The organism is Lacticaseibacillus camelliae DSM 22697 = JCM 13995 (genome assembly GCF_001436615.1).
Classification (GTDB): Bacteria; Bacillota; Bacilli; order Lactobacillales; family Lactobacillaceae; genus Lacticaseibacillus; species Lacticaseibacillus camelliae.
Genome location: NZ_AYZJ01000010.1, coordinates 45,886 through 65,942 on the forward strand (window position 1 = coordinate 45,886; position 20,057 = coordinate 65,942).

General features: G+C 60.0%; 14 protein-coding genes. 4 read left to right on the forward strand and 10 right to left on the reverse strand.

The window, feature by feature from the left end; genetic code table 11:
• Positions 1-3 precede the first annotated feature (3 nt).
• Genes FC75_RS01700 through FC75_RS01715 form a run of 4 tightly spaced genes read right to left on the reverse strand, consistent with a single transcriptional unit; the run spans position 4 to position 10,730 of the window.
• A complete protein-coding gene (locus FC75_RS01700; RefSeq protein ID WP_054662587.1) occupies positions 4-492 on the reverse strand; it encodes a cell wall elongation regulator TseB-like domain-containing protein in 489 nt (162 codons plus the stop codon).
• Positions 482-3,271 carry a helicase C-terminal domain-containing protein gene (locus FC75_RS01705; RefSeq protein WP_082623076.1) on the reverse strand — a complete coding sequence of 930 codons (2,790 nt, stop codon included), beginning with the start codon at positions 3,269-3,271 and terminating at the stop codon, positions 482-484. The genes FC75_RS01700 and FC75_RS01705 overlap by 11 nt, the downstream gene beginning before the upstream one ends.
• Before the next feature lie 27 nt (positions 3,272-3,298).
• Complete coding sequence (gene addA, locus FC75_RS01710; RefSeq protein WP_056988950.1) at positions 3,299-7,111, reverse strand: helicase-exonuclease AddAB subunit AddA; 3,813 nt, start codon at positions 7,109-7,111, stop codon at positions 3,299-3,301.
• The gene (locus FC75_RS01715) at positions 7,104-10,730 is read right to left on the reverse strand and encodes a PD-(D/E)XK nuclease family protein (protein WP_056988951.1); all 3,627 of its coding nucleotides are present in this window, start codon (positions 10,728-10,730) and stop codon (positions 7,104-7,106) included. Before FC75_RS01715 ends, addA begins: the two co-directional genes overlap by 8 nt.
• Before the next feature lie 105 nt (positions 10,731-10,835).
• On the opposite strand from FC75_RS01715, the gene mvk reads away from it, so the two are divergent.
• Genes mvk through fni form a run of 3 tightly spaced genes read left to right on the forward strand, consistent with a single transcriptional unit; the run spans position 10,836 to position 13,770 of the window.
• Positions 10,836-11,777 carry a mevalonate kinase gene (gene mvk / locus FC75_RS01720; protein WP_054662610.1) on the forward strand — a complete coding sequence of 314 codons (942 nt, stop codon included), beginning with the start codon at positions 10,836-10,838 and terminating at the stop codon, positions 11,775-11,777.
• The gene (gene mvaD / locus FC75_RS01725; protein WP_056988952.1) at positions 11,777-12,739 is read left to right on the forward strand and encodes a diphosphomevalonate decarboxylase; all 963 of its coding nucleotides are present in this window, start codon (positions 11,777-11,779) and stop codon (positions 12,737-12,739) included. Before mvk ends, mvaD begins: the two co-directional genes overlap by 1 nt.
• Complete coding sequence (gene fni, locus FC75_RS01730; protein ID WP_056988953.1) at positions 12,736-13,770, forward strand: type 2 isopentenyl-diphosphate Delta-isomerase; 1,035 nt, start codon at positions 12,736-12,738, stop codon at positions 13,768-13,770. The genes mvaD and fni overlap by 4 nt, the downstream gene beginning before the upstream one ends.
• Before the next feature lie 44 nt (positions 13,771-13,814).
• Here the strand turns inward: fni and FC75_RS01735 are convergent, their stop codons facing one another.
• Genes FC75_RS01735 through FC75_RS01760 form a run of 6 tightly spaced genes read right to left on the reverse strand, consistent with a single transcriptional unit; the run spans position 13,815 to position 18,405 of the window.
• Positions 13,815-15,140, reverse strand: coding sequence for an RsmB/NOP family class I SAM-dependent RNA methyltransferase (locus tag FC75_RS01735; RefSeq protein WP_054666023.1), 1,326 nt, complete (start codon positions 15,138-15,140; stop codon positions 13,815-13,817).
• Positions 15,118-16,098, reverse strand: coding sequence for a hypothetical protein (locus tag FC75_RS01740; protein WP_054666020.1), 981 nt, complete (start codon positions 16,096-16,098; stop codon positions 15,118-15,120). The genes FC75_RS01735 and FC75_RS01740 overlap by 23 nt, the downstream gene beginning before the upstream one ends.
• Positions 16,099-16,112: 14 nt before the next feature.
• On the reverse strand, positions 16,113-16,853 hold the full coding sequence (locus FC75_RS01745) for a hypothetical protein (protein WP_056988954.1): 741 nt from the start codon (positions 16,851-16,853) through the stop codon (positions 16,113-16,115).
• Between the two features lie 55 nt (positions 16,854-16,908).
• Complete coding sequence (locus tag FC75_RS01750; RefSeq protein ID WP_056988955.1) at positions 16,909-17,256, reverse strand: metal-sulfur cluster assembly factor; 348 nt, start codon at positions 17,254-17,256, stop codon at positions 16,909-16,911.
• Positions 17,257-17,268: 12 nt separating this feature from the next.
• Complete coding sequence (locus tag FC75_RS01755) at positions 17,269-17,454, reverse strand: 2-hydroxymuconate tautomerase (protein WP_056988956.1); 186 nt, start codon at positions 17,452-17,454, stop codon at positions 17,269-17,271.
• Positions 17,455-17,484: 30 nt separating this feature from the next.
• Complete coding sequence (locus FC75_RS01760; RefSeq protein WP_054666017.1) at positions 17,485-18,405, reverse strand: YitT family protein; 921 nt, start codon at positions 18,403-18,405, stop codon at positions 17,485-17,487.
• Positions 18,406-18,600: 195 nt separating this feature from the next.
• Here FC75_RS01760 and FC75_RS01765 point away from each other — a divergent pair, with 195 nt between their 5' ends.
• Positions 18,601-20,001, forward strand: a complete 1,401-nt coding sequence (locus FC75_RS01765; protein ID WP_054666015.1) for a C69 family dipeptidase — start codon at positions 18,601-18,603, stop codon at positions 19,999-20,001.
• Positions 20,002-20,057 lie beyond the last annotated feature (56 nt).

The window sequence follows — 20,057 nt, forward strand, 5'->3', positions numbered from 1 at the left end:
CGGTCACAAGTTGTTAATCGCGTTGACCTGTGAGCCGGTCTTGAAATCGTATGTCACGTATCCCAGTTTACCAGACTTTGTGATATAGCCAACATCCCAGACGAATTTCTTTGCCCGCCAGCGCATCCCCACGTTCAGGATCTTGCGCGGAGCAAATTTGGCCTGAGCCTGGGCAACGGCAGTGCTGCGACTGATGCCGCTGCGCTGAGGCGTCACCCGGACCTTACCGGTTTTCTGGCGAATGAGGACATACACCGGCTGGTTCTTACTGGTGGTGCCCTGCACTGTCAGGTAGGCGTTATCCTCTTTGTCCCAGTAGAAATTAGAAACCTGATCCACGTCAGCCGTTTTGCGGGCAATCGCGATTGCCTGACGACGAACTGAGTGGAGCGGGCTTAAGGCGCGAACATAAGCGCCAATGATGATGGCCAAAATCACGAGGCCGATGGCGGGGCCGATCAGGTTCCGCCACTGCATTCGATTACTGCGCATCGTGCGCCTCCTTGTTAATGATTGTGTGATCAAGCCAGGCCGCCGCCAAGGGGACCAATTCCGCAAGCGGCAAACTCATCGGCTTCAGGTTGGGCAGGCTTTTGGCCATCTGCCGGCCGTAAGCCGTGGTGCCCAGGCGCGGATCCAAAACGACGAAGACGCCGCGGTCGCGCTCGGTGCGGATCAGCCGGCCAAAGCTCTGCCGAAAGCGCAGGATCGCGCGCGGCAGCATGTCGGCCGCAAACGGGTCCTCTCCGCGTGCGGTCAGCGCCTGTTCACGCGCCTTGACCTCGGGGCGCTCCGGGTTATCGAACGGCAGCCGAGTGAGGATCACCTGCTCGAGCTGCTTATCCGGATAATCGACGCCTTCAAAGAAGCTGGCCGCGCCCAGCAGCAGTGTCTGGTCCCCCACCGCAAAGCGCTTGGCGATCCGCGAGGCCGTGCCGGTGACCCCTTGGGCCAGCAGTTCCTTGCGGCCGGCAATGGGCATCGCCGAAAGCCGCGCGAAGACCTTTTCGATCATCTTCAGTGAGGTAAACAGGACCAGCGTTTGGTGCCGGTTATCGGCCAGTTGGGCGATTGCGCGGGCGAGGTAGTCCGCGTAGACGTCAGTGGGCAAATCCTGCGCATTCGGCGCGTCACTTGCCAGAAACGCCTGGGCCTGCTGCTTATAGTGGAACGGGCTGCGCAAGCGCAGGGTTTGCGCTTCTGGGAAGTCCTGGTAGCCCAGCTGGGCGGCCAGAAAGTCAAATTTGCGGCCCACGGTCAAAGTCGCGCCGACAAACACCGGCGCGGTGAACCTAGAGAGTTCATCTTGAATGATAGCACCCGCAGCGAAACGCGTCCAAGTCACGGCCAAACTCAGTCGGTCATTTTGGTTGGCCAGCGTCAAACTGACGACCACCTGGGCCTTGGCCAAGGCAGAAATGTCCAATTGACCCAAGCGGTCGCTTTGCCGCTGCAGCGCGCTGAGCAGACCGGCTAGGCCTTCAAGCACAGGGGCGGTCCCAAAGTGACTGTGCTGAGTTTGGACGGTCTGCGCAACTGCCGTGACCGTTGTCAGCAGCGCAGGGAGCTGCCGCCTGAACGCCGTAAGCGGGCCTGCCAGCTCCTCATTCAGCCAGGCGATTCCCGCTGGGTCGAGAGTCTGACTGACCCGGCCGCTGGGGTGCGCAGTTGGCGCAAACGTGTGCCGGTAGAGCCGGTCTTGCAGGTGCTCAATTTGCCCCTGCAGTGCTTCGCTCGCAGTGATGGCGCGTGAGAGTTGATACGTCAGGTTCGATGAGTCGCCGACCAACTGACTCAGCCCTTCCCCGTGCTGCCCTTCAATGAAGGTCAACAACTGGCCCAACCGACGCCTCAGTTTGCCGAGGTCCAGGGTGCGGGAAAAAGCCTCCGCAGTGGTATCAGCAAAGTGTTGCGCCTCATCGACGACCAGGTAGTGGCAGGACTCAGGAAGCGCCTGAAAATGCCGGGCTAAGTACGCGTGGTTGGTGACGATGATCGCCGCTTGGCGCATTTTGGCTTTCAGCCGCACCAGAAAATCGGCATCGGCATAAGGGCCGCGCACCGCTAACCGCTCGTCGCCGGTCGCTTGAATGCGGGCAAACAGCGGGGCGTGATAATTCGTCAGCTGCAGCTCGTCCAAGTCGCCGGTTTCGGTTTGCGTCAGCCACACGATGATTTTCAGTTGCAACAGGCGCGTCTGCCGGTTAGGCCGCGGCAGCTGCAAACTGGCGGCAAATTTGGCTAGGTCCAAGTAATGCCGCGGGCTTTTCAGCAGCACCGCCGGCAGGGTCAAGCCCGTCAGCTCACGCACACTTTGAAGCTCCTTGGCAACCAGTTGCGTCTGCAGCACCGTGGTGTGGGTGGTGACCACCAGCTGGTGTTTGGGGTCGGCCAGATAAGCGTACGGCAGCAGATACCCCAGACTCTTTCCGGCCCCGGTCCCCGCCTCAATCATCAGCGGCTTTTGGGGACCAACCGCATTGTCGTGAATCAGATCCATCATGCGCGCCTGGACCTGCCGGAACCGAAAACGCGGTCTGAGCAGCGCCTTTTTGGCCGTCGCATCAGCGGGATAAACGGCCTGGCCTGCCTCGGGTTCTGCCGGTCGCGGCCGCCGGATCACCAACTCCCCCACTTGTTCGAGCTGATCGGGCAGCGGGCGGTCAGAGGTCACGGCATCACTCAAAAAGTGCCCCGTGTCGCGCAGCAAAAAAGCACCATGGCGACTTAAGCTTCTCTGAGTCGCACTGGGCAGCGCCTGAAACACGGCGCGCAGCCGCCACAGGAGCTTGGCAGTGCTGATGGCGTCACTGTCGGCCCGGTGCGGATGGTCATGCGTGATGCCCAGCGCCGCGGTCAAGTCACTGAGGCGGTAACTCGCCTGCGTGGGCAGCAGGAGCTGTGCCAGCTCCACCGTGTCCACTGCGGGATTGGTCAGCGGCTGCTGCCCAGCCAGCGTCAAGGCGTGCGACAAGAACGGATAATCAAAATTGACATTGTGGGCGACAATCACTGTATCCGCGATCAAATCGCGGATTTTGGCGGCCACATCCGCGAAGTACGGAGCCGCGGTCAAATCGGCCGGGTGAATCCCGGTCAGCTGCTGGATCGCCGCAGGTACCGGGCGGTCCGGGTTGATCATCTGCGACATCGTCGAGATGATGTGCCCGCCTTGCATGACCGCGCACCCAAACTGGATGATGCGGTCCGAGTCGCGCTCGGTCCCGGTGGTTTCAAGATCGATCACCGCGTACACTGTGTCGCCCTGCATGTGCATTCTTCCTTCCGTTCTCCAAAATCACCGCTGCGCGTGCTTGGCCGCAGCCACCTCATGAACATCGCCGGTTTCCAGCAGGACCAGGTAACGGTGCCGCACCGGTTTTCCGCTCATCAGGGTCAGCGCCTCGGCGTAGACTTCCAGCTGGCCTTGGTAGCGTTCGATCACATCGTGCAGGTGGTCGCCGATGTGATCGGTCTTGTAGTCGAACAAAGTGATACCATCCGGCTCCTCAATAAACCCGTCAATCACCCCGTGGACCAGCACGTCGCCTTCCAACTCGCCGGATTGAGGCTGCTCCCCTGCCGCCTGCGGAAAGTCTGCCGCCGGCCACAGCAGCGAAAAGGCCTGCTCGCGGTGGACGTTGGCCGGCTCTGCCACCAGCCGTTTTCCCAACGCCGTCTGGAAAAATGCCGCGACCCGGTCAAGGCGCATAGCGCGCCGCACCGCCGGCGTGATCAGTTGTTGACTCGCCAATGAGTCCGCTAACTGAGCCAGGGTTGCCTCATCATGCGGGCCGGTCAGCGGGACCTGCTGAAGCAGCAAGTGCGTGGCAGTGCCCACTGCGGCGGCGCCGGCGCCATTTTTCTGCTGAAGAAAGGCCGGTTGGGCAAAGTCGCCAGTCATCCGGCGTCCTCGCCGACTGGGCGAGCTGTCCTGCGCATCCACAACGTCAGGATCTTCAAACATCCTCTTGAGCTCCGTAACACTTTGAAACCCGGTCATCGTCGCCGCGCGTTGGTCCGCGTAAGTGAAGTCCAACCAGTCCGTCAGCGCCTGGTCAAAGTGCGCCGGCAGGGCCTGGGCCGGTTCCTGCAGGCCGGTACTTTCCGCCTCATCACGCGCCGGTTTGACTTGATAGTCGAACTTAATTGCCGCTTTTTCGGCGTCTTGCGCCAAGGAGGCCTTGGCGGCGCCGCCTTGCGTGAGCACGCCGGCCCTAGCCATGGCCATCCCCAGCCAGTCCAGCAGGGACTGCGCAGACAATCGGGTCGCTGCCGGCAACACATCGCCTGCTGCGCCTTCGGCCTTGCTCAGCCAACTAGTTTCCAACTGCTCTTGGGTGAGCAACTTGCCTTGTGGCGTCTTGGCCGTACCGACAATGAACAGCTGTTGCTCCGCCCGGGTCAGCGCCACGTACAGCAGACGCATTTCCTCGGTCCATAGCTGTTTCTTTTTCTGATCTTTCGCCAGTTGCCACTGAGGCAGCTGGTACTCCACAAAGGTTTGCGGGTCGCGCCATTTCAACCCGACCAGCTCGCGCTTGGGGCCCCCTGCTTGTTCTGCCGGTGCCTGGGCAAGAATTGCCGCCCCGCTCAAGTCACTCGTGTTGAAGGCCTTTTGGGTATCCAGCAAAAAGACAATCGGGAACTGAAGGCCCTTGCTATTGTGAATCGTCATCAGCTGGACCGCGTTGACATTGGCGGCCAATGAAACCGGCTGGCTGAGGTCCTTATCCTGCTTTTGCATCGTTTCAATGAACTGAACAAAGGCGAACAGGCCCTTGAACCCCCCTTTTTCATAGTCCGCAGCCCGCTTGGCCAAAGCGCGTAAATTCGCCTGGCGTTGTCTGCCGCCGGCCTGACTGCCGACAATGTCCAAAAAGCCGGTTTCCTCGTAGATGTGCCAGATCAGCGCCGATAGCTCGTGCGTCCGGGCAAAAACGCGGAGCTCGTCCAGCAGCGCCGTAAAACTTGCCAACTTCGTCTGAAGCCGGTTTTCATCCGGGTCGGCACTGGCCGGCCGTTGGGCGTAACCAAAGACGGCCTCATCGTACGGGCCCTTTGCCGAGATCCGAATGCGGGCCAGGTCATTGGCGTCCAGCCCCACGATCGGCGAGCGCAGCACGGCTGTGAGTGGGATCTCCTGCTTGGGATTGTCAATAATGCGCAGCAGGCTGAGCATCACCATCAGCTCAGTGGTTTTGAAGAAGTTCTGAGTCTTGGTGATCACCACCGGAATGTCGGCCTCCGCAAAGACCTGCTGCAGGGTCAAATTATTGGTCCGGCTGCGCGTCAGCAGCGTAATGTCGGAATACTGCACCCGCCGCTCATGACTGGCACGGTCGCCGTGCTCCGCTTTGGTGTAAAGGCGGGCGTCACTATCCGGGGCGGTCAGGGCCTTGATTTTCGCCGCCACCATGCGGGCCTGGCTGACGCTGAGGTCATCGCCAGACTCATCTGTATCGTCAGTCGCGGCGGCTTCAGCAGAGGACTGGTCATCAGGCGCCGCTTGAACCTCAAGCAAAAATTCCGTGTTCAGGCGGTACGCTTTGGTTTGACCTGCTGCGGTCTGATAGTCGTAACCTTGGTTTTCGTGCAGCCGCTCGGCCTCGGTGTAATCAATGTCGCCCAGCGCTTGATCCATGATCTGCGTGAACACCAAATTGGTGAAGGCCAACACATTGTCCGTCGAGCGAAAATTCTGGTTCAGCGTCACCAGCTGACCGTCCGCGCCGGTCTGAGAGTACTGGTGATAACGGGCAAGGAATTTTTGCGGGTCGGCAAGCCGAAACCCGTAAATACTCTGCTTCATGTCGCCGACCATGAACCGGTTTCCCGGAGCGGGCTTGCTGACCGCATCTAATAAGGCGTCCTGAAGCGGATTAATGTCCTGGTATTCATCGACCAGCACTTCTTGGAACTGGTCTTGGTAGTGGTCGCCAACTGTGTGGCCGCCACCATCTTCAAGCGGTGAGTTCAAGATTCGCAACGCGTTTTGGGCGATGTCACCAAACGTCTGGACCCGGCGCGCCGTTTTTTCTGCCTGCATCGCTCGATCATACTCCAGCATGGTGTCCTGCAGTGTTTGGGCCATCGCCATGGCTTGGGGCATTGCCGCCTCAAGGTCAGCCGGTGCGATCTCAAACCAGCCGCTTAAATCATCCAAAGCGGCCTTGGCCTGATCACGCAACGCTTTGGCCTCGGCAATGGTCGCCTTCACGTCGGCAAACTTCTTGGCGGTGCTGACCTTCCAGCCTGGGTAAGTCAGCGCGTGATACGCGTCATAGGCAGTGCGGTAGCTGGGCTGAGCCAGGGCCAGCAGCGCTTGAACGCACGCCGTCGTCTGGGCCAGGCTATCGTGCCAAGGCGCCATCAGCGCGTCGCCTTGGACCAGCTTGGCCGCCTCTTCCAGCAGCCGGGCATTTTGCGCAATGATTGGTTTGGCGGCAGCCCAGACGTCTGTCATCCAGGCTTCGTCGCGGTCGCCGTATGCCGCAGCAATGTTACCAAGGTAGCCGGCCGGGTCCTTGGTGGTCATGGCGTAGTCATATAGCGCAAACACCACGTCCTGAAGCCCGTCGCGGGTGGCCTTGGTCGTGAAATTCGCGGCCAGGGTCGCAAACGCGGTGCGCCGGTCCGGTTGGCTCATGATATTCGCGCGCAAGTCTTCCCAGACTCGCGTTTTGAACAGGAGCACTTCAGACTCGTCGGTCATCATCCGGTAGCCCGGATCCAGGTCGATCACGTAGTAGTAGTGGTCGACCACCTGCTTGGAAAAAGCATCCAGCGTCATAATGTTCGCCGCGCTGACTTGAGCCACTTCTTTGGCCAGGTGCTGACGCTGCGCGGTCGTTAACGCTCCTGCTTCCGCCAACTGGTCGCGCAGTTTGTCTTCAATCTTGAGCTTCATTTCCGCTGTGGCGGCGTTGGTGAAGGTCACAATCAGCATTTTGCTCAGGGAGGCAGTCGGATCGTTGATCAGCCGGTGAATAATGCGATCGACCAGGACCTTGGTTTTCCCAGAACCCGCGCTGGCTGAGACCAACAAATCGCTGCCGCTTAAGGTCACGGCTTTTTCCTGATCAGGGGTGCGTTTAACAGCGTCACTCATTGTTCTTGTCCTCCTGTTCTGCCAAAATCTTGGCCAGCACCTCTTCAGGCGAAAGCGGCGCCACGTGGTGATACTGGTCGCCGCCTGTCGCCGGGTCAAAGCGCATAATCGCCTGATAATCGCTGCGGGTGATGATGTCTGACTCGTGCTTGAACTGCAGCGGCGCCAAGCTGATCACGCCGTTCAAAATGGCGGTGGCGGCGTTGATGATCAGACGCTGATTGTGCGCCAGAAGCGCGGTCAGCTGCGACTGCTGCAGCAACTTCTTCTCAGATTTTGCCGTCAGGGCGCCGCCTTTCTTCACCGCCAGCTCCACAATGGCCGATTGCTGACCCTTATCCTTTGCCAGCTCTGGGGTCAGACTCTGGTCAAACGCGGTGATGAGCTGCTGCCGGTGAGCGGCATCCGCATCATCAGGCAGCACGATCAGGCCCTTGAGCCGGTAATTTTGCAACAGTGCCTCGGGCTTTTTCGGGTCGATGTAATCCGCGTAGGCGATCCGCGGCAGGTTGAAGACAAAGTACTCGGCCCCGGCCGGCGTCATTCCGGCAAACGGACCCGTGGTCTCATCGATGGCGTCAATGTAGGTCAGCAGCTGCATGGATTTGCCGTAGTAAGCATTTTGCATGCTGAACTCGTGCGGACTGGATTTGTAGTCAAGCACCATGAAGTAGCGCTGATCATCGATCACCGTCTCGTCCAGCCGGTCGATCCGCCCTGCTACCGTGACGCTGCGCCCGCCGTCAAGTGGCAGCTCCAGTCCTTTCATGCCCTTCCCGCGGCCGAATTTCAACTCGAACTGCTTGGGGCGAAAGCGCGTGTTTTGCTGCTGACGGGCGATCATCTTGGCACTTTGCGTCAGCATCGCGCTGATTTGGCGGGCGACAAAGCGCCAGTAATCATCGGCCTCCAAAATCTCAATGCCGAACGCCTGCACATTTTCCTTCACCAGTGCCGCGACGGTTTGCGCCAGCGTGCCGTCCTGCACTAACTGGTTCAAGTTACCATGCTGGCGGAGCAGTAACTCCATCACCTTGTGGTAAAGCGTGCCCGAGTCCAGCGGCGAAAGTTCGAACTCAGGGCGCTTGCGCAGGCCCAGTCCGTACATCAAAAAGTACTCGAACGGATTGGCGTAAAAACGCTCGAGCTGAGAAATGGAAATGCTCATGTGCGGCGAGTACAGCTGCTCGGCCAGCGCGGGCTGAAGGGTGCCGATCGGATTTTGCGTGCCGGCACTGGCCGCCAAGCGACTGGCCAAACCGCCCAAGGCGCCACCAGCGGCCTGCAGCGTGGTCATGATTTTGGCCCAGGCCGCCGGGATCGCAGTGTGGTCAGCTTTGGCCTGCTCGAAAACGCGCATGTAGTCTGCGAGCATCCCCCGCGGGCTGCTGAAGTCCTGCGGGACGTTGAGGGTCAGCGCGACCTCTGGCCATGGCTGGGTTGGGACATCAAAATAGGCCGCCATCTGGGTCAAATAACTGGACGCATGATTTTCATCATCGGCGTATTCCGGGTAGCTCAACGTCAGGTCAGTTCTTCCGGCCATCATGGCCAAATAATTGAGAAACGCGTCTCCCAGCGCACTTTCCGCCCCGGCTTCAGGCAAAAACGCCCCTTCCTCTAGCAACGGCTGCAGCGCCTCCCGGTCGGCCGCCGTGATGATGGGATGATCGGTCGGCGTGTCTGGCATGACCGAACTGGTTGCCCCGATCACAAACACATGCTTAAATTTTGCCAGCCGGCTCAGTCCGGTTTCGGAAACCGTGACCTGATCCAAGGTCGATGGGATCTGCGTGTAGCTGGCCCCGGCAAAGCCGGCGTCCAGCAGGTCGGCAAACCCCTGCAGGTCGAATTGACCGGTGGCATCCCCATCAGCGGTCCCACCGAGAATAGTCGCGTAGTCATCCAGCAGGGTGACCAGCTGCTGCCAGGCCTGCTCGCCGGCGGTCGAAGCCGTTAAGTCCCCGGCATCGATCGCGGTCTGGCGCCACTGGCCGAGCACCTTCGTGACTCCGACCTGGTCCAGCCACTGGTAAAGCGCGGTGGCGCCTTCAACACCGCTGCTGGCCTTGGCCCACTTGGCAAACAGCGGCGGCAGACTTGCGGCCACAAAATCACGCACCAAGTTGATTTGGGCGGTTTTGGCCTGATCGAGCACCACCTGATCATCGCCGGCGCCGCCACTGGTCGGGCGGTGCTCGATGTGGTCAATGTACTGCCACTTGGGCCCCTTGACCCAGGCATCGCCTTGCTTACCAGTTTTTAGCAGAAAGTTGTCCGTGACGTCCAGCGCGTCACGAAAAGCTTTGGCACTCACGCCAGTTGGGACCAGCAGCTCGGTTTTCAGCAGTTTCATCATGTCTTCGTACTGATAATGGTACCGCTGCACCGCAAATAGACTCTGAATGAGCGCCACCAAGGGATGATTCTCCATCGGCCGCTCCCGGTCGATGAAAACCGGCAGGCCCTGTTCGTCAAAGACCGGTTGCAGGTACGACTCGTATGGCGCCAGGTGCCGAGCGACAATGAGAAAATCGCGGTACCGCAGCGTGGGATCGGCATGCAGCGCCTGCACGATTTGACGGGCCACGGCCCGCAGCTCGACGTATGGCTCGCTGGCCTTGTACAGCGTTAAGTGGCCTTGCACTGCCGCCTTCGCCGCTGCTGTCAGCGAGACGGCCGGGCTGGCTTCGCCGCCGTACTGCGACCGCCAAAACGCGTCCAGCCCGCCGAGAAACGACTCTGGGCCGTGATTCACGCGGCACATAAAGGTTTGCGGCTGCCAAGTCCGACCGGGTATATCAGCCACCGACTGGCTCAGCTGATAGTAGAGTTTGGCCGCCGGCAGAAACAATCCCGGGCCCTGGGGCTGAGCTTCTGGCGCCTGGTCGAGCGTCAGGGCAACGGTCAGGTCGGCGCCGGTGTGGAGCATGGTATGGACCAGGTGGAATTCACTGGCCGACAGATTATTGAAGTGGTCAAGGAAAAAGGCCGCGTTTTGCAACCGGTCCGCGTGGGCAGCCACCCAGCGGGTCAACTCCTCGAGCAGCGCTGCGCTGGTCGCAAACCTTTGCACCTGGTTTTCGTAGGCGGCCGCCACGATTTGCAGCTCCTTGAGTTTTTCGGCGTCCTGGAGCTGACTTGCCCCGCGCGTCACGGCGTCCGCCAGCATGGCGGACGTCACCCGGCCGGTTTGCAGCTCGGCCAGCTGATCCGCAAGCTCGGCAAAAAAGCCGGCGTTGTGGACCGAGCCGGCAAACAGGTGGAGTTGCTGCTTCGTTGCGTCATCGTTCAGCAGGTCGCTGAAAACCTTGCTCACCAGCATGGTATTGCTGGCGCGATCGAGCTGCGGCCGCTGGTACGCTTCAGTGTTCTTCAAAAAATACCAGCCCAGCCGACTGAAGGAAAGCACCTGGAGGCGGCTGACGGCAAACTGGGCCTGGCCCGTCCCATTCAGATCCCGCAGTCCCTGCAGCAGGCTGACTTCGGCTTCAAATTTCACGTGATTCGGTACCAGGTAGAAAACCTCTTTGCCTGCTTTCAGCGCCTTGGCGACGGCCTCGACCATTGCCTCGCGGTGGTCACTGGCCGCAGTGCCCAGATAAAATTGCAACGTCATGTGCGCTCCTCCGTTCCCGTTTTTGCTGCTCTAAGTTTAGCATAAGCGACTAGTCGAGGCAGCGGCGATGGGGTATCATTTATAGGAATTAAAAGGAGCGATTTCATGCATCAAGCAAAAGGCGCCAGCTGCGCCAAAATCATTCTCATTGGGGAGCACGCGGTCGTGTACGGTCAGCCGGCGATTGCCCTGCCCATCAAGTCGATCAAGCTGACGGCAACCGTCACCCCCACTGCCGGTCCCCAAGTGATCCACTCGACCTTTTACAGCGGAAGGCTCGCCGCGGCCCAGCCGCCGTTTACCGGTCTAACGAAGCTGATCAAGCAGCTGTTGACGTTTTTCAGCGCCGCGCAGCAGGGCTTTGACCTCATGATTGACAGCGCCTTACCTGCCGAGCGCGGCATGGGCTCGTCTGCGGCCTGCGCGATCGCCATCATCCGGGCCTTTTACGGCGCGTTTGACACGCCACTGGACCGGCCGACCCTGCTGAACTGGGCCGCCGTTTCCGAAAAGGCGATCCACGGCAATCCCAGCGGCCTGGACGCGGCCACCACGTCTGCGGAAAGGCCGCAGTGGTTTATTCGCGGTGAGGCCCCCAAGCCGATTCACTTCCCGACCCGGGGCTTTCTGGTGATTGCCGACACTGGTGAAATAGGGCAAACCGGCGCCGCAGTCGGCCATGTGGCGGACTTGCTGCGCCGTGATCACACCAAGTTCCAACCCGTGATCGAGCACATCGGCAGCGCCAGTCGCAAGGCCGCGGTCGCACTCGCCCAAGACGACCTGAAGGCGCTGGGAACTCAGCTCACTGTCGCCCAGACGGCGCTTGCCCAAATGGGTGTTAGTGCCGCTTCGCTCGACCGGCTGATCGAAGCAGCGATTCAGGCCGGCGCGCTGGGCGCCAAGTTGACCGGCAGCGGCCAGGGCGGGTGCATGATCGCATTGGCAGCGGATCATGCGACGGCGCATGCCGTGGTGCAGGCGCTGACTGTTGCCGGCGCTGCCGCAACCTGGACCTACGACTTTGCTGAAAGCGAGGCGCTTTGATGACAACGACAGCCCGGGCGCACACGAATATTGCCTTGATCAAGTACTGGGGCAAAAGAGACGAAAAGTTGATCCTGCCTTACACCAGCAGCGTATCCTTGACGCTGGATGATTTTTACACCGACACCACCGTGCAGTTTGACCCGCACCTGATGGCAGACCAGTTCACGCTGAACGGCCGGCCGCAATCGCCTGACAAAATCAGCGCGTTTTTGGACATTGTGCGCGCCCAGGCGCACTCGGCGCAGTTTGCGCATGTTGCGTCCGTGAACCACGTGCCGACCGCTGCCGGTTTGGCCAGTTCGGCCTCTGCCTATGCGGCCCTGGCCCTGGCTGCCAGCCGCGAAGCAGGCTTGCAACTGGCGCCCCGGGACTTGTCGCGCCTGGCCCGGCGCGGCTCCGGCTCCGCATCGCGGTCAGTGTTCGGCGGCCTTGCCATTTGGCACCGCGGTGACAGTGATCTCACCTCGTTTGCTGAGGCCTTACCCGAAACAAAGCTGCCCTTGCGCATGGTCGTTGTGATGGTCGATGCCGGCCAGAAAAAAGTCTCATCGCGCCGCTTGATGGCCAACACCGTGGCAACCAGTCCCTACTACCCGGCCTGGGTCAAAGATAACGAGCGGGCCGCAGGCGACATGGTGAAGGCCCTGGCTGCAGCTGATTTCACCCGGATCGGAGAATTGACAGAGCAAAGTAGTGCTCGCATGCACGCCGCCATTTTTGCCAGTGACCCCGCCTTTACCTACTTTCAGCCGGCGACGTTGACGGTGTGGCACGCGGTGCAGACCTTGCGGGCGCAAGGGGTCCCAGCATACGCCACCATGGACGCCGGGCCGAACGTCAAAATTCTGACCTTGGCGCCTGCCGTTGCGGCGGTCAAAGCGGCGCTGCCCGAATTTAAAGACCGCCTGCTGGTCGCCGGCCCCGGCCGCGCCGCCAAAGTATTGGAGGAAGCACAATGAGCCAATCGATTCAGTCGCACCGCAAGGACGAGCACGTCTTTTTAGCCGAAAAATTTTTCGCCCCACAAGCCAAGGCAGGCTTTGATGACGTGCGCCTGCTGCATGACCCGCTGCCGGAAACTGCCGTGGCTGATGTGTCGGTGACACCGGCGCTGTTTGACTGGGAGTGGCCCTTTTTCATCAACGCCATGACAGGTGGCTCCCAGCAAACCGGCCGGTACAATGAGCAGCTGGCCACCATTGCGGCGCACACGGGGCTGGCTATGGCGACGGGCTCCCAGGCGGTGGCACTGAAGGAGCCTGATTTGGCGTCCACCTTCCAGGTCGTGCGGGCAGCCGATCCCGACGGCTTTCTGATAAGCAACCTCGGCGCGAATAAGACCCCGGCTCAAGCCGAAACGGCAATCAAGATGCTCCGCGCCAACGCCTTGGAGATTCACCTGAACGCGGTCCAGGAGCTGATCATGCCCGAGGGTGACCGAGATTTCCACTGGCTGACCAATCTCCAGCGCATAATCGCAGCCAGTCCGGTCCCGGTGATCGTCAAAGAGGTCGGGTTCGGAATGACCAAGGAGGCGCTGGTCAAGTTGCGCCAGGCCGGGGCGAAGTATGTGGACGTGGGCGGCAAAGGTGGCACTAACTTTGCGCAGATTGAAGGCGTGCGGCGTCAGGATGACGACTACACCGCGCTTGCCGACTTTGGCCAGTCCACCGTTGAATCCCTGTTGGAGGCGCAAGACAGCGGACTCACGGTCCTGGCGACCGGCGGTGTCCGCACCCCTCTTGATGTTGTGAAGGCCCTGCGGCTCGGTGCCAGTGCGGTCGGCATCAGCGGGTTGGTGCTTCACTGGCTGATCCAGGAAGGCCCAGCCGCGGCGGAAGCCCATCTGACCGCCTGGCAGCGGCAGCTCCCCGCCCTGCTGGCGCTGCTTGGCGCTAAGAATCTAACAACGTTGCGGCAGGTCCCGGTCGTTTTCTCACCGGCGCTGGTCAACTACGCCCAGCAGCGCAACCTGAAACTACCCTACTGAATTGCAGACATGAAAAAAGCCGACGCATTTTTGCGTCGGCTTTTTCAGATCCTAAGGCCCTTGGGATAGGCATTCTTAATGGTGCCGCCCACCGCCTTACCCAACGCAAAACCACTGCCTTCATAAGTCAGCAGGACGGTTTGCTTTTTGGTGAGGGCCGGCCGACTGAGTGTCTCGCCGTGGCGATAACGGGTAAATTCGTCGGCTGAGACGCTGACCACGGTTTGGAACATCGCCGGCGAAAGCGCGGTGGCCAAGGCGTGGGCCGGCTCAAACCGGCCCTTCTTAAAGGTGCCTAAGGTCAGTCCGGTGCGCAGCAGGTGGATGCCGGCAAGTGCCGGGGTCCCCACCGGTAGCGTGGCCAGGGTATCTCGATTCAAGGTCTTGGGGAGATTCAACGGCTGCTTGAAGGTGGCTTTTTCAAATGCCGCAAAGTCTTGCTGCTGGGTCCGGTTCAGCCGCACCGGTTCCACCAGCGGCCCCATCGCAACCTTGCCAGCGCCAGCTTTTTGCAACTTCGCAACAAAATGGCCCTCGCCGTCAAGGCGCTGTGGCCACAGGCGGGCGGTTTCCTTCAGCATCGGGTCGCCGTTGGCCCACTCCGGCCTGCCGTCGGCGATCCCCGCCGGTTTATCGATTGGCACCACACTCAGGCCCAGATTGGCCGTGGCCCAGGCGATGATCTGCTCATCTTCCTCTGGCGCAAACGTGCAGGTCGAGTAAACCAAAATGCCGCCCGGGCGCAGCATTTTCACTGCTTCGGCGACGATTTCGCGCTGGCGCTCAGCGCACTTGACGGGATAGTCCGGCGTCCAGTAGCTCATCGCGTCCGGATCCTTGCGAAACATGCCTTCTCCGGAGCAAGGGGCGTCGATCAAGATGCGGTCGAAGGCTTCCGGCAGGCGCGCCGCCAAATGCGCCGGATCACTGTTTGTCACCAGCGTGTTGGTCAGCCCGAACCGCTCGATGTTGCTGGACAGCACTCGCGCGCGCCCGGCGTTGATCTCATTGGCGACCAGCAGGCCCTGCTGCTGCATAAAACTGCCAAGGTGCGTTGACTTACCACCGGGGGCCGCGCACAAATCGAGGACCCGCTCTCCTGGGCGCGGGGCAGCCACGGTGCCGACAAACTGGGCACTAGGCTCCTGGCTGTACACATTGCCTGCAATGTGCGCCAGCGACGTCCCAACCACCTTGCCGTAATGTCCCCACTGACTCCAAGGAATCGCCGGGGCCTGGCTGGTGGCGTGATGCAGCGGATTGACGCGAAACCCGGCCGCAGCCGGCTGGTCAAAGCTGGCCAGAAACGCGGCCGCGTCTGAGCCTAATAGCTTGCGGTATTTTTCTTCAAAGCCCTCGGGTAATGTCATGCCTGTCTCTCCTTTTCCCATGCTTGCGCATTAGCAGCCCGTAAAGCGTGCCGGTCGCGATGACCCACAGCGCTGCTGCAAAAATGACGAACCGCGGCCGGTCAGTGAGATAAAACCACCAGTTGGCGGCGATCGTTCCGGCCACCGTCAGCAGTGCACTGTAGCCGCACAGCCGGACCCACAGCCCGCGCAAGGCGCGCTGTCGCTGCGGGGACTTAAGCTCGGCCGGCAGCGTATTTTTGACAAACCACTGCGCAATCCAGGCAATGAGCACGGCGAACAGCCCCAGCACCACACACCACACCGTTGTGAGGCCGCTGGTTTGCCACCAATCCGTCCCGCCGAGATGCTGACGATACTGGTAGTTGGCGGCCTTGCCGCCGAGCAGTCGGGCGAGTTGGCCTTTTTGCTTCTGGATGTTCTCGCCGTCCGCATAGACTTTAACGTCGTCAAGCCGCGGCGCCGCAGGGCCTGCCCCACTTGCGTTCAGAAAAATGGCCCGGTTGAGTCGCTGACTGCGCGGCGACGAGACGACCCCCAGCACGGGGAGGTACTGGCCAGCCTGTTTAAGGTACTGCTGGTGGCTGCCGGTGGTCAGCTGTTTTTCGTGATCAGCACCAACCACGGTGACCGGCAGCGGCGACTGGAAATCGGCATCGGAAAACCACTGTCCTGAGTCCAGTGGGAGCGTTCCGTAGTGGCCATTGCCGTACATGTACACTCGCCCACCGCTGGTCCGGAACTGAACTTGAAGGTTGGTCAACTTGCTTTTTGCCAGCTTGGCGGCGGCCTGCGGCAAGGTGAGATCGGCCTTAGTTGAGACCGTCACCGCCTGCTCGCTCAGGTTGTAGTGATCCAGCAGCTCGGCGTATTCGGTTTGGTCATGCGTTGACCAGACCCAGCCGGCCCCGAGAATCAGCAAGACCCAGGCCGCAGCTAAAAAGAAGAGTCGCTTCAAGGTTGACATCCTTTCTATCGAATCAAGTAGATGCGGTCATTGATGGCGTCAAACCGCGGAAATGCCCGGTTCAACGGCAACAGTCTGCGGTCCGGGACAAAGTGCGCCAGCTGCCAAAACAGGCGGCTGTTTGTCGCACCGTTGCGCTCACCGATCACAAACAGATCAAGCGTGGAAAAACGTGTCCGCAGCAACTGCAGAAACGCCGCATCGCTCCACTCGTGATCCGGGGACCAGGCCATGACCACCGCATCCACCTGCGCCCCCCACTGCCACAAGGCCGCACTGGCCCCGGCGCGGTGGACCGGCAGCAGCGGGGTCTGGCCGGTCACGTTTTGGCTTTGCCACGTCAGGCTGTCAGAGGCAATCACCCGGTTGCCGGCTGCCTGCAAGCCAAAACTGACATAACCGTTGCCGGCTGCCACTTCCAAGTACCGCCGTGGGCCAAACAGCGCCGTCCATTCGGCGAACAGCGACTGCTGAACAAAGGCCCACATGCCAAAATGGTAGGCAATGTACTGGCGAAAGTGCCGCAGCAGGTGGTCCAAGGCAACCACCGCGCGAAGCGGCACTTGAAAGTCATATTGGGCCTCCGCCATGGTTTCACCGGTCAGGCCCAGCCTTGGCAGCGCCGCTGTGGGCAGCTGGTGGGCAGCCACCGCCGTGCGCCAGGCCGTCAAAGCCGCCACTTGCTGCCGGATCGCTGGGGTCGGCATGGTCTCTGCAAGTTGATTGAGTTTCACCCAGTAGTCCATGCTGACCTCCCTGCCAATGAAAAAGCCGCTGAATCACCAGCGGCTGCACAAATGCTTAGTGGATCCCCAGCGCCATTTTGGCGTACCGGCTCATCCGCTCCGGGCCCCACTGCGGGTACCACACCAAGTGAATATCGACCGACGTGATGCCTGGCACAGCCAGCAGCGCCTCATGAATGCTGTCGTCCAGCATAGTCGTCAAGGGGCAGCCCATGGTTGTCAGCGTCATCTCGACGTCGCAGTGACCCACATCGTCCAGGTCGACGCCGTAAATCAGGCCGAGATTGACAATGTCGACGCCCAGTTCTGGGTCGATCACGCCTTCCAGGGCTTTGACGATGGCCTTTTTCATCTTGGCAAAGTAAGCGTCTTCTTCCGGCGTCGTGGTTTTCTCATCAGCCATTGGGATGGCCTCCTACTCGTTCGACTTCAGCGTGCCCGCAACGGCGTAATGGTCCGGCGTCATTTCGTTGAGCACGATGTGGATGTGCTCAGCCGGGGCCCCGGTGTTTTTGGCGATGGCTTCAGTGACATCCTGGCACATCTTGGCCAGCTGCTCTGGCGTCCGGCCTGCTAACAGATCAATGTGAACTAATGGCATGTGATCGCTCCTTTACTCTTCTTGCCCAAATTATACCCGAGATTGCGGCGCTTGAACAGGTGACTTCCGCTTAGCGTCCTGCTGATCGGAAGTCAAGAACTCCCCGACCACGTCGACTGTGTTCAGAATATCGATGAAAGCCAACCGGTCAGCCCCTAGCGTGGCCTGGGTCAAATCGTACAGTTCGTACCGCGTGATGACGATCATCAAGGTCGTATTCGGGCGGTGCAAGTAACCCCCACGGCTGGGAATGACCGTGATGCCGCGATTGAGTCGCGCCGAAACCGCGGCAACCACGTCATCCGGGTGCTCGGTCACGATCATCGCCGTGATTTTCTGGTTCGAGGTATGGATCATGTCGACCACCCGCGACATGCAGTAAATCGAGATGATGGTGTACAAGGCGCTTTCCCATTGCAGGCCAAACCCGGCAATCAGCACGATGACCGAGTTGATACCGAACATCAGCCAGCCGACCGACTTTCTCGTCGTTTTCGCAAGGTACATGGACAAAATGTCAAACCCGCCAGTCGAAAAGCCGTAGCGCAGGGCAATCCCGACCGCGATACCGGTCAGCGCGCCGCCGAAAATCGAATTCATCAGCGGATCGTTCGAAAGCGCCTGGACCGGCAGCACAATCGTGAAACCTGAGATGATCAGGATGTTGAGAATACTGAACAACGTGAAACTGCGACCGAGCTTACGCCAGCCCAGATACGCAATCGGCATGTTGATCAATAAGTTAAACCAGCCCGTTAAATCACCGCTGGTGAGCCCCAGGCGGTGAAGAAAAATGGAGATCAGCTGGGCCAACCCAGTGGCTCCGGCCTGGAAGACCTGTGCGGGAGTCAGGAAAAAATTCAGGGCGATTGCGGTCAGCAGACCGCTGACCAGTGCGACCCCCAATTTTGTCAAAGTGTCATGCTGAGCGAATTTTGTCAGTTTTGCCATGTCTCTGCCTACTTGTTCACAATTTACGGACACACGTGCACATAAAACCTGTCTTGCCGTCCGTCATTGTTACTAGAATACACGGGAAAGTTCAGAAAATACAGCCCCTATACCGGGTTTTCGCGTATAATAGGCAGAAACTTGTGCCTCGCATTCAGGTGTTCTAGTTTTGTGAACAAAGAAAGGAAGATCACAATGACTCGTTCCGCTTGCACCAGCATTTTGATTGGTAAAAAGGCGACGGCTGACGGCAGCGTTCTGATTGGCCGCAATGAGGACTCGAAGGCGGCGTGGCCCAAGCACCTCGTCGTGCATCCCGAGACCTTCGATCAGCCTGAAGCTTTTCATTCAAAGGCGAATGGGTTCACCTTGCACCTCCCCAAGCACGCCTTTAAGTACACAGCAACCCCGGAATGGACTGACCAATACGGCCTGTTTGAGGAAGCCGGGATTAACCAGGTCGGCGTGGCGATGAGTGCGACCGAAAGTGCCTACGCCAACGCCCGGGTGCTTGCCTATGACCCCTTTGTGCCAGATGGCATTCTAGAAGAGGCCATGGTCACGGTCGTGCTGCCTTATATTCACTCCGCAAAGGAAGGCGTCTTGCGTCTGGGGCAAATCGTCACCACACTTGGCACCGGGGAAGCCAATGGCGTTTTGTTTGCCGATCACGATGAGGCCTGGTACATGGAAATTGGGTCTGGGCACCACTGGGTGGCTGAGCGCATTCCGGATGACAGTTATGCGGTGGTGGCCAACCAGCTCAGCATCCAAGCCGGGTTGTTCGATGATGCCAATTTTTTGACCAGTCCGAATCTCGCTACATTCGCCGAGTCCCACCACCTGTGGCAGGCTGACACGCCGTTTAATTTCCGCCGCATCTTCGGCACTGACACCCCATTTGATCGAACCTACAACACGGCGCGTGTGTGGGACGGCCAGCGGCGGCTGACCCCGAGTCGCCGCAGTGACCCGACGGACTCGAACCTGCCCTTCGTCCTCAAGCCGGACCGGCCACTGCAAGTTGATGACGCTTTTCAGGTGCTTGGCAGCCATTTTGAGGAAACGCCGTATGATCCGGTCGATCCGCAGGCCACTGCCCCTCATCGCTTCCGCCCCATCAGCCTCGCCCGCACGCAGGAAAGCCACGTCCTGCAGCTGCGGCCAAACCTGCCTGACGAACTCGCCGGAATTCACTGGCAGGCTATGGGCGTGGCGGCGGAAAGTCAATTTGTCCCATTTTTTGCCGGGACTACCACGACGCCAGCCGATTACCAAGTGGGCGCTTTACCGCCGAGTCCGGATTCGGCGTACTGGCAGTATAAGCTGGCCGGCGTGTTGGTCGACGCGCATTACTGGCACTTCCAGCAGGCCTTGCAGCAGATCCAAACCGCGACCCATGCGCTGCTGCTAGCCAACATCGCCAAGACCGATGGCCAAGCGAAAACCGCCCCCGACCTGGCGGCGCTCGCCACAACCGCCAGTTTGGCCAATGCGGCAATCGCCAAATCCGCGTGGCAGACCTTCACTGCTCGACTGCTCCAAGAATCGACGGACCTCAGCCCGCTGAATTTCAGCACCGACGATCAACTCTAATCAAACAATCTAAGATTAGTTCCGGTGAGAATTGAGGCTTCACCTCGATTCTTACC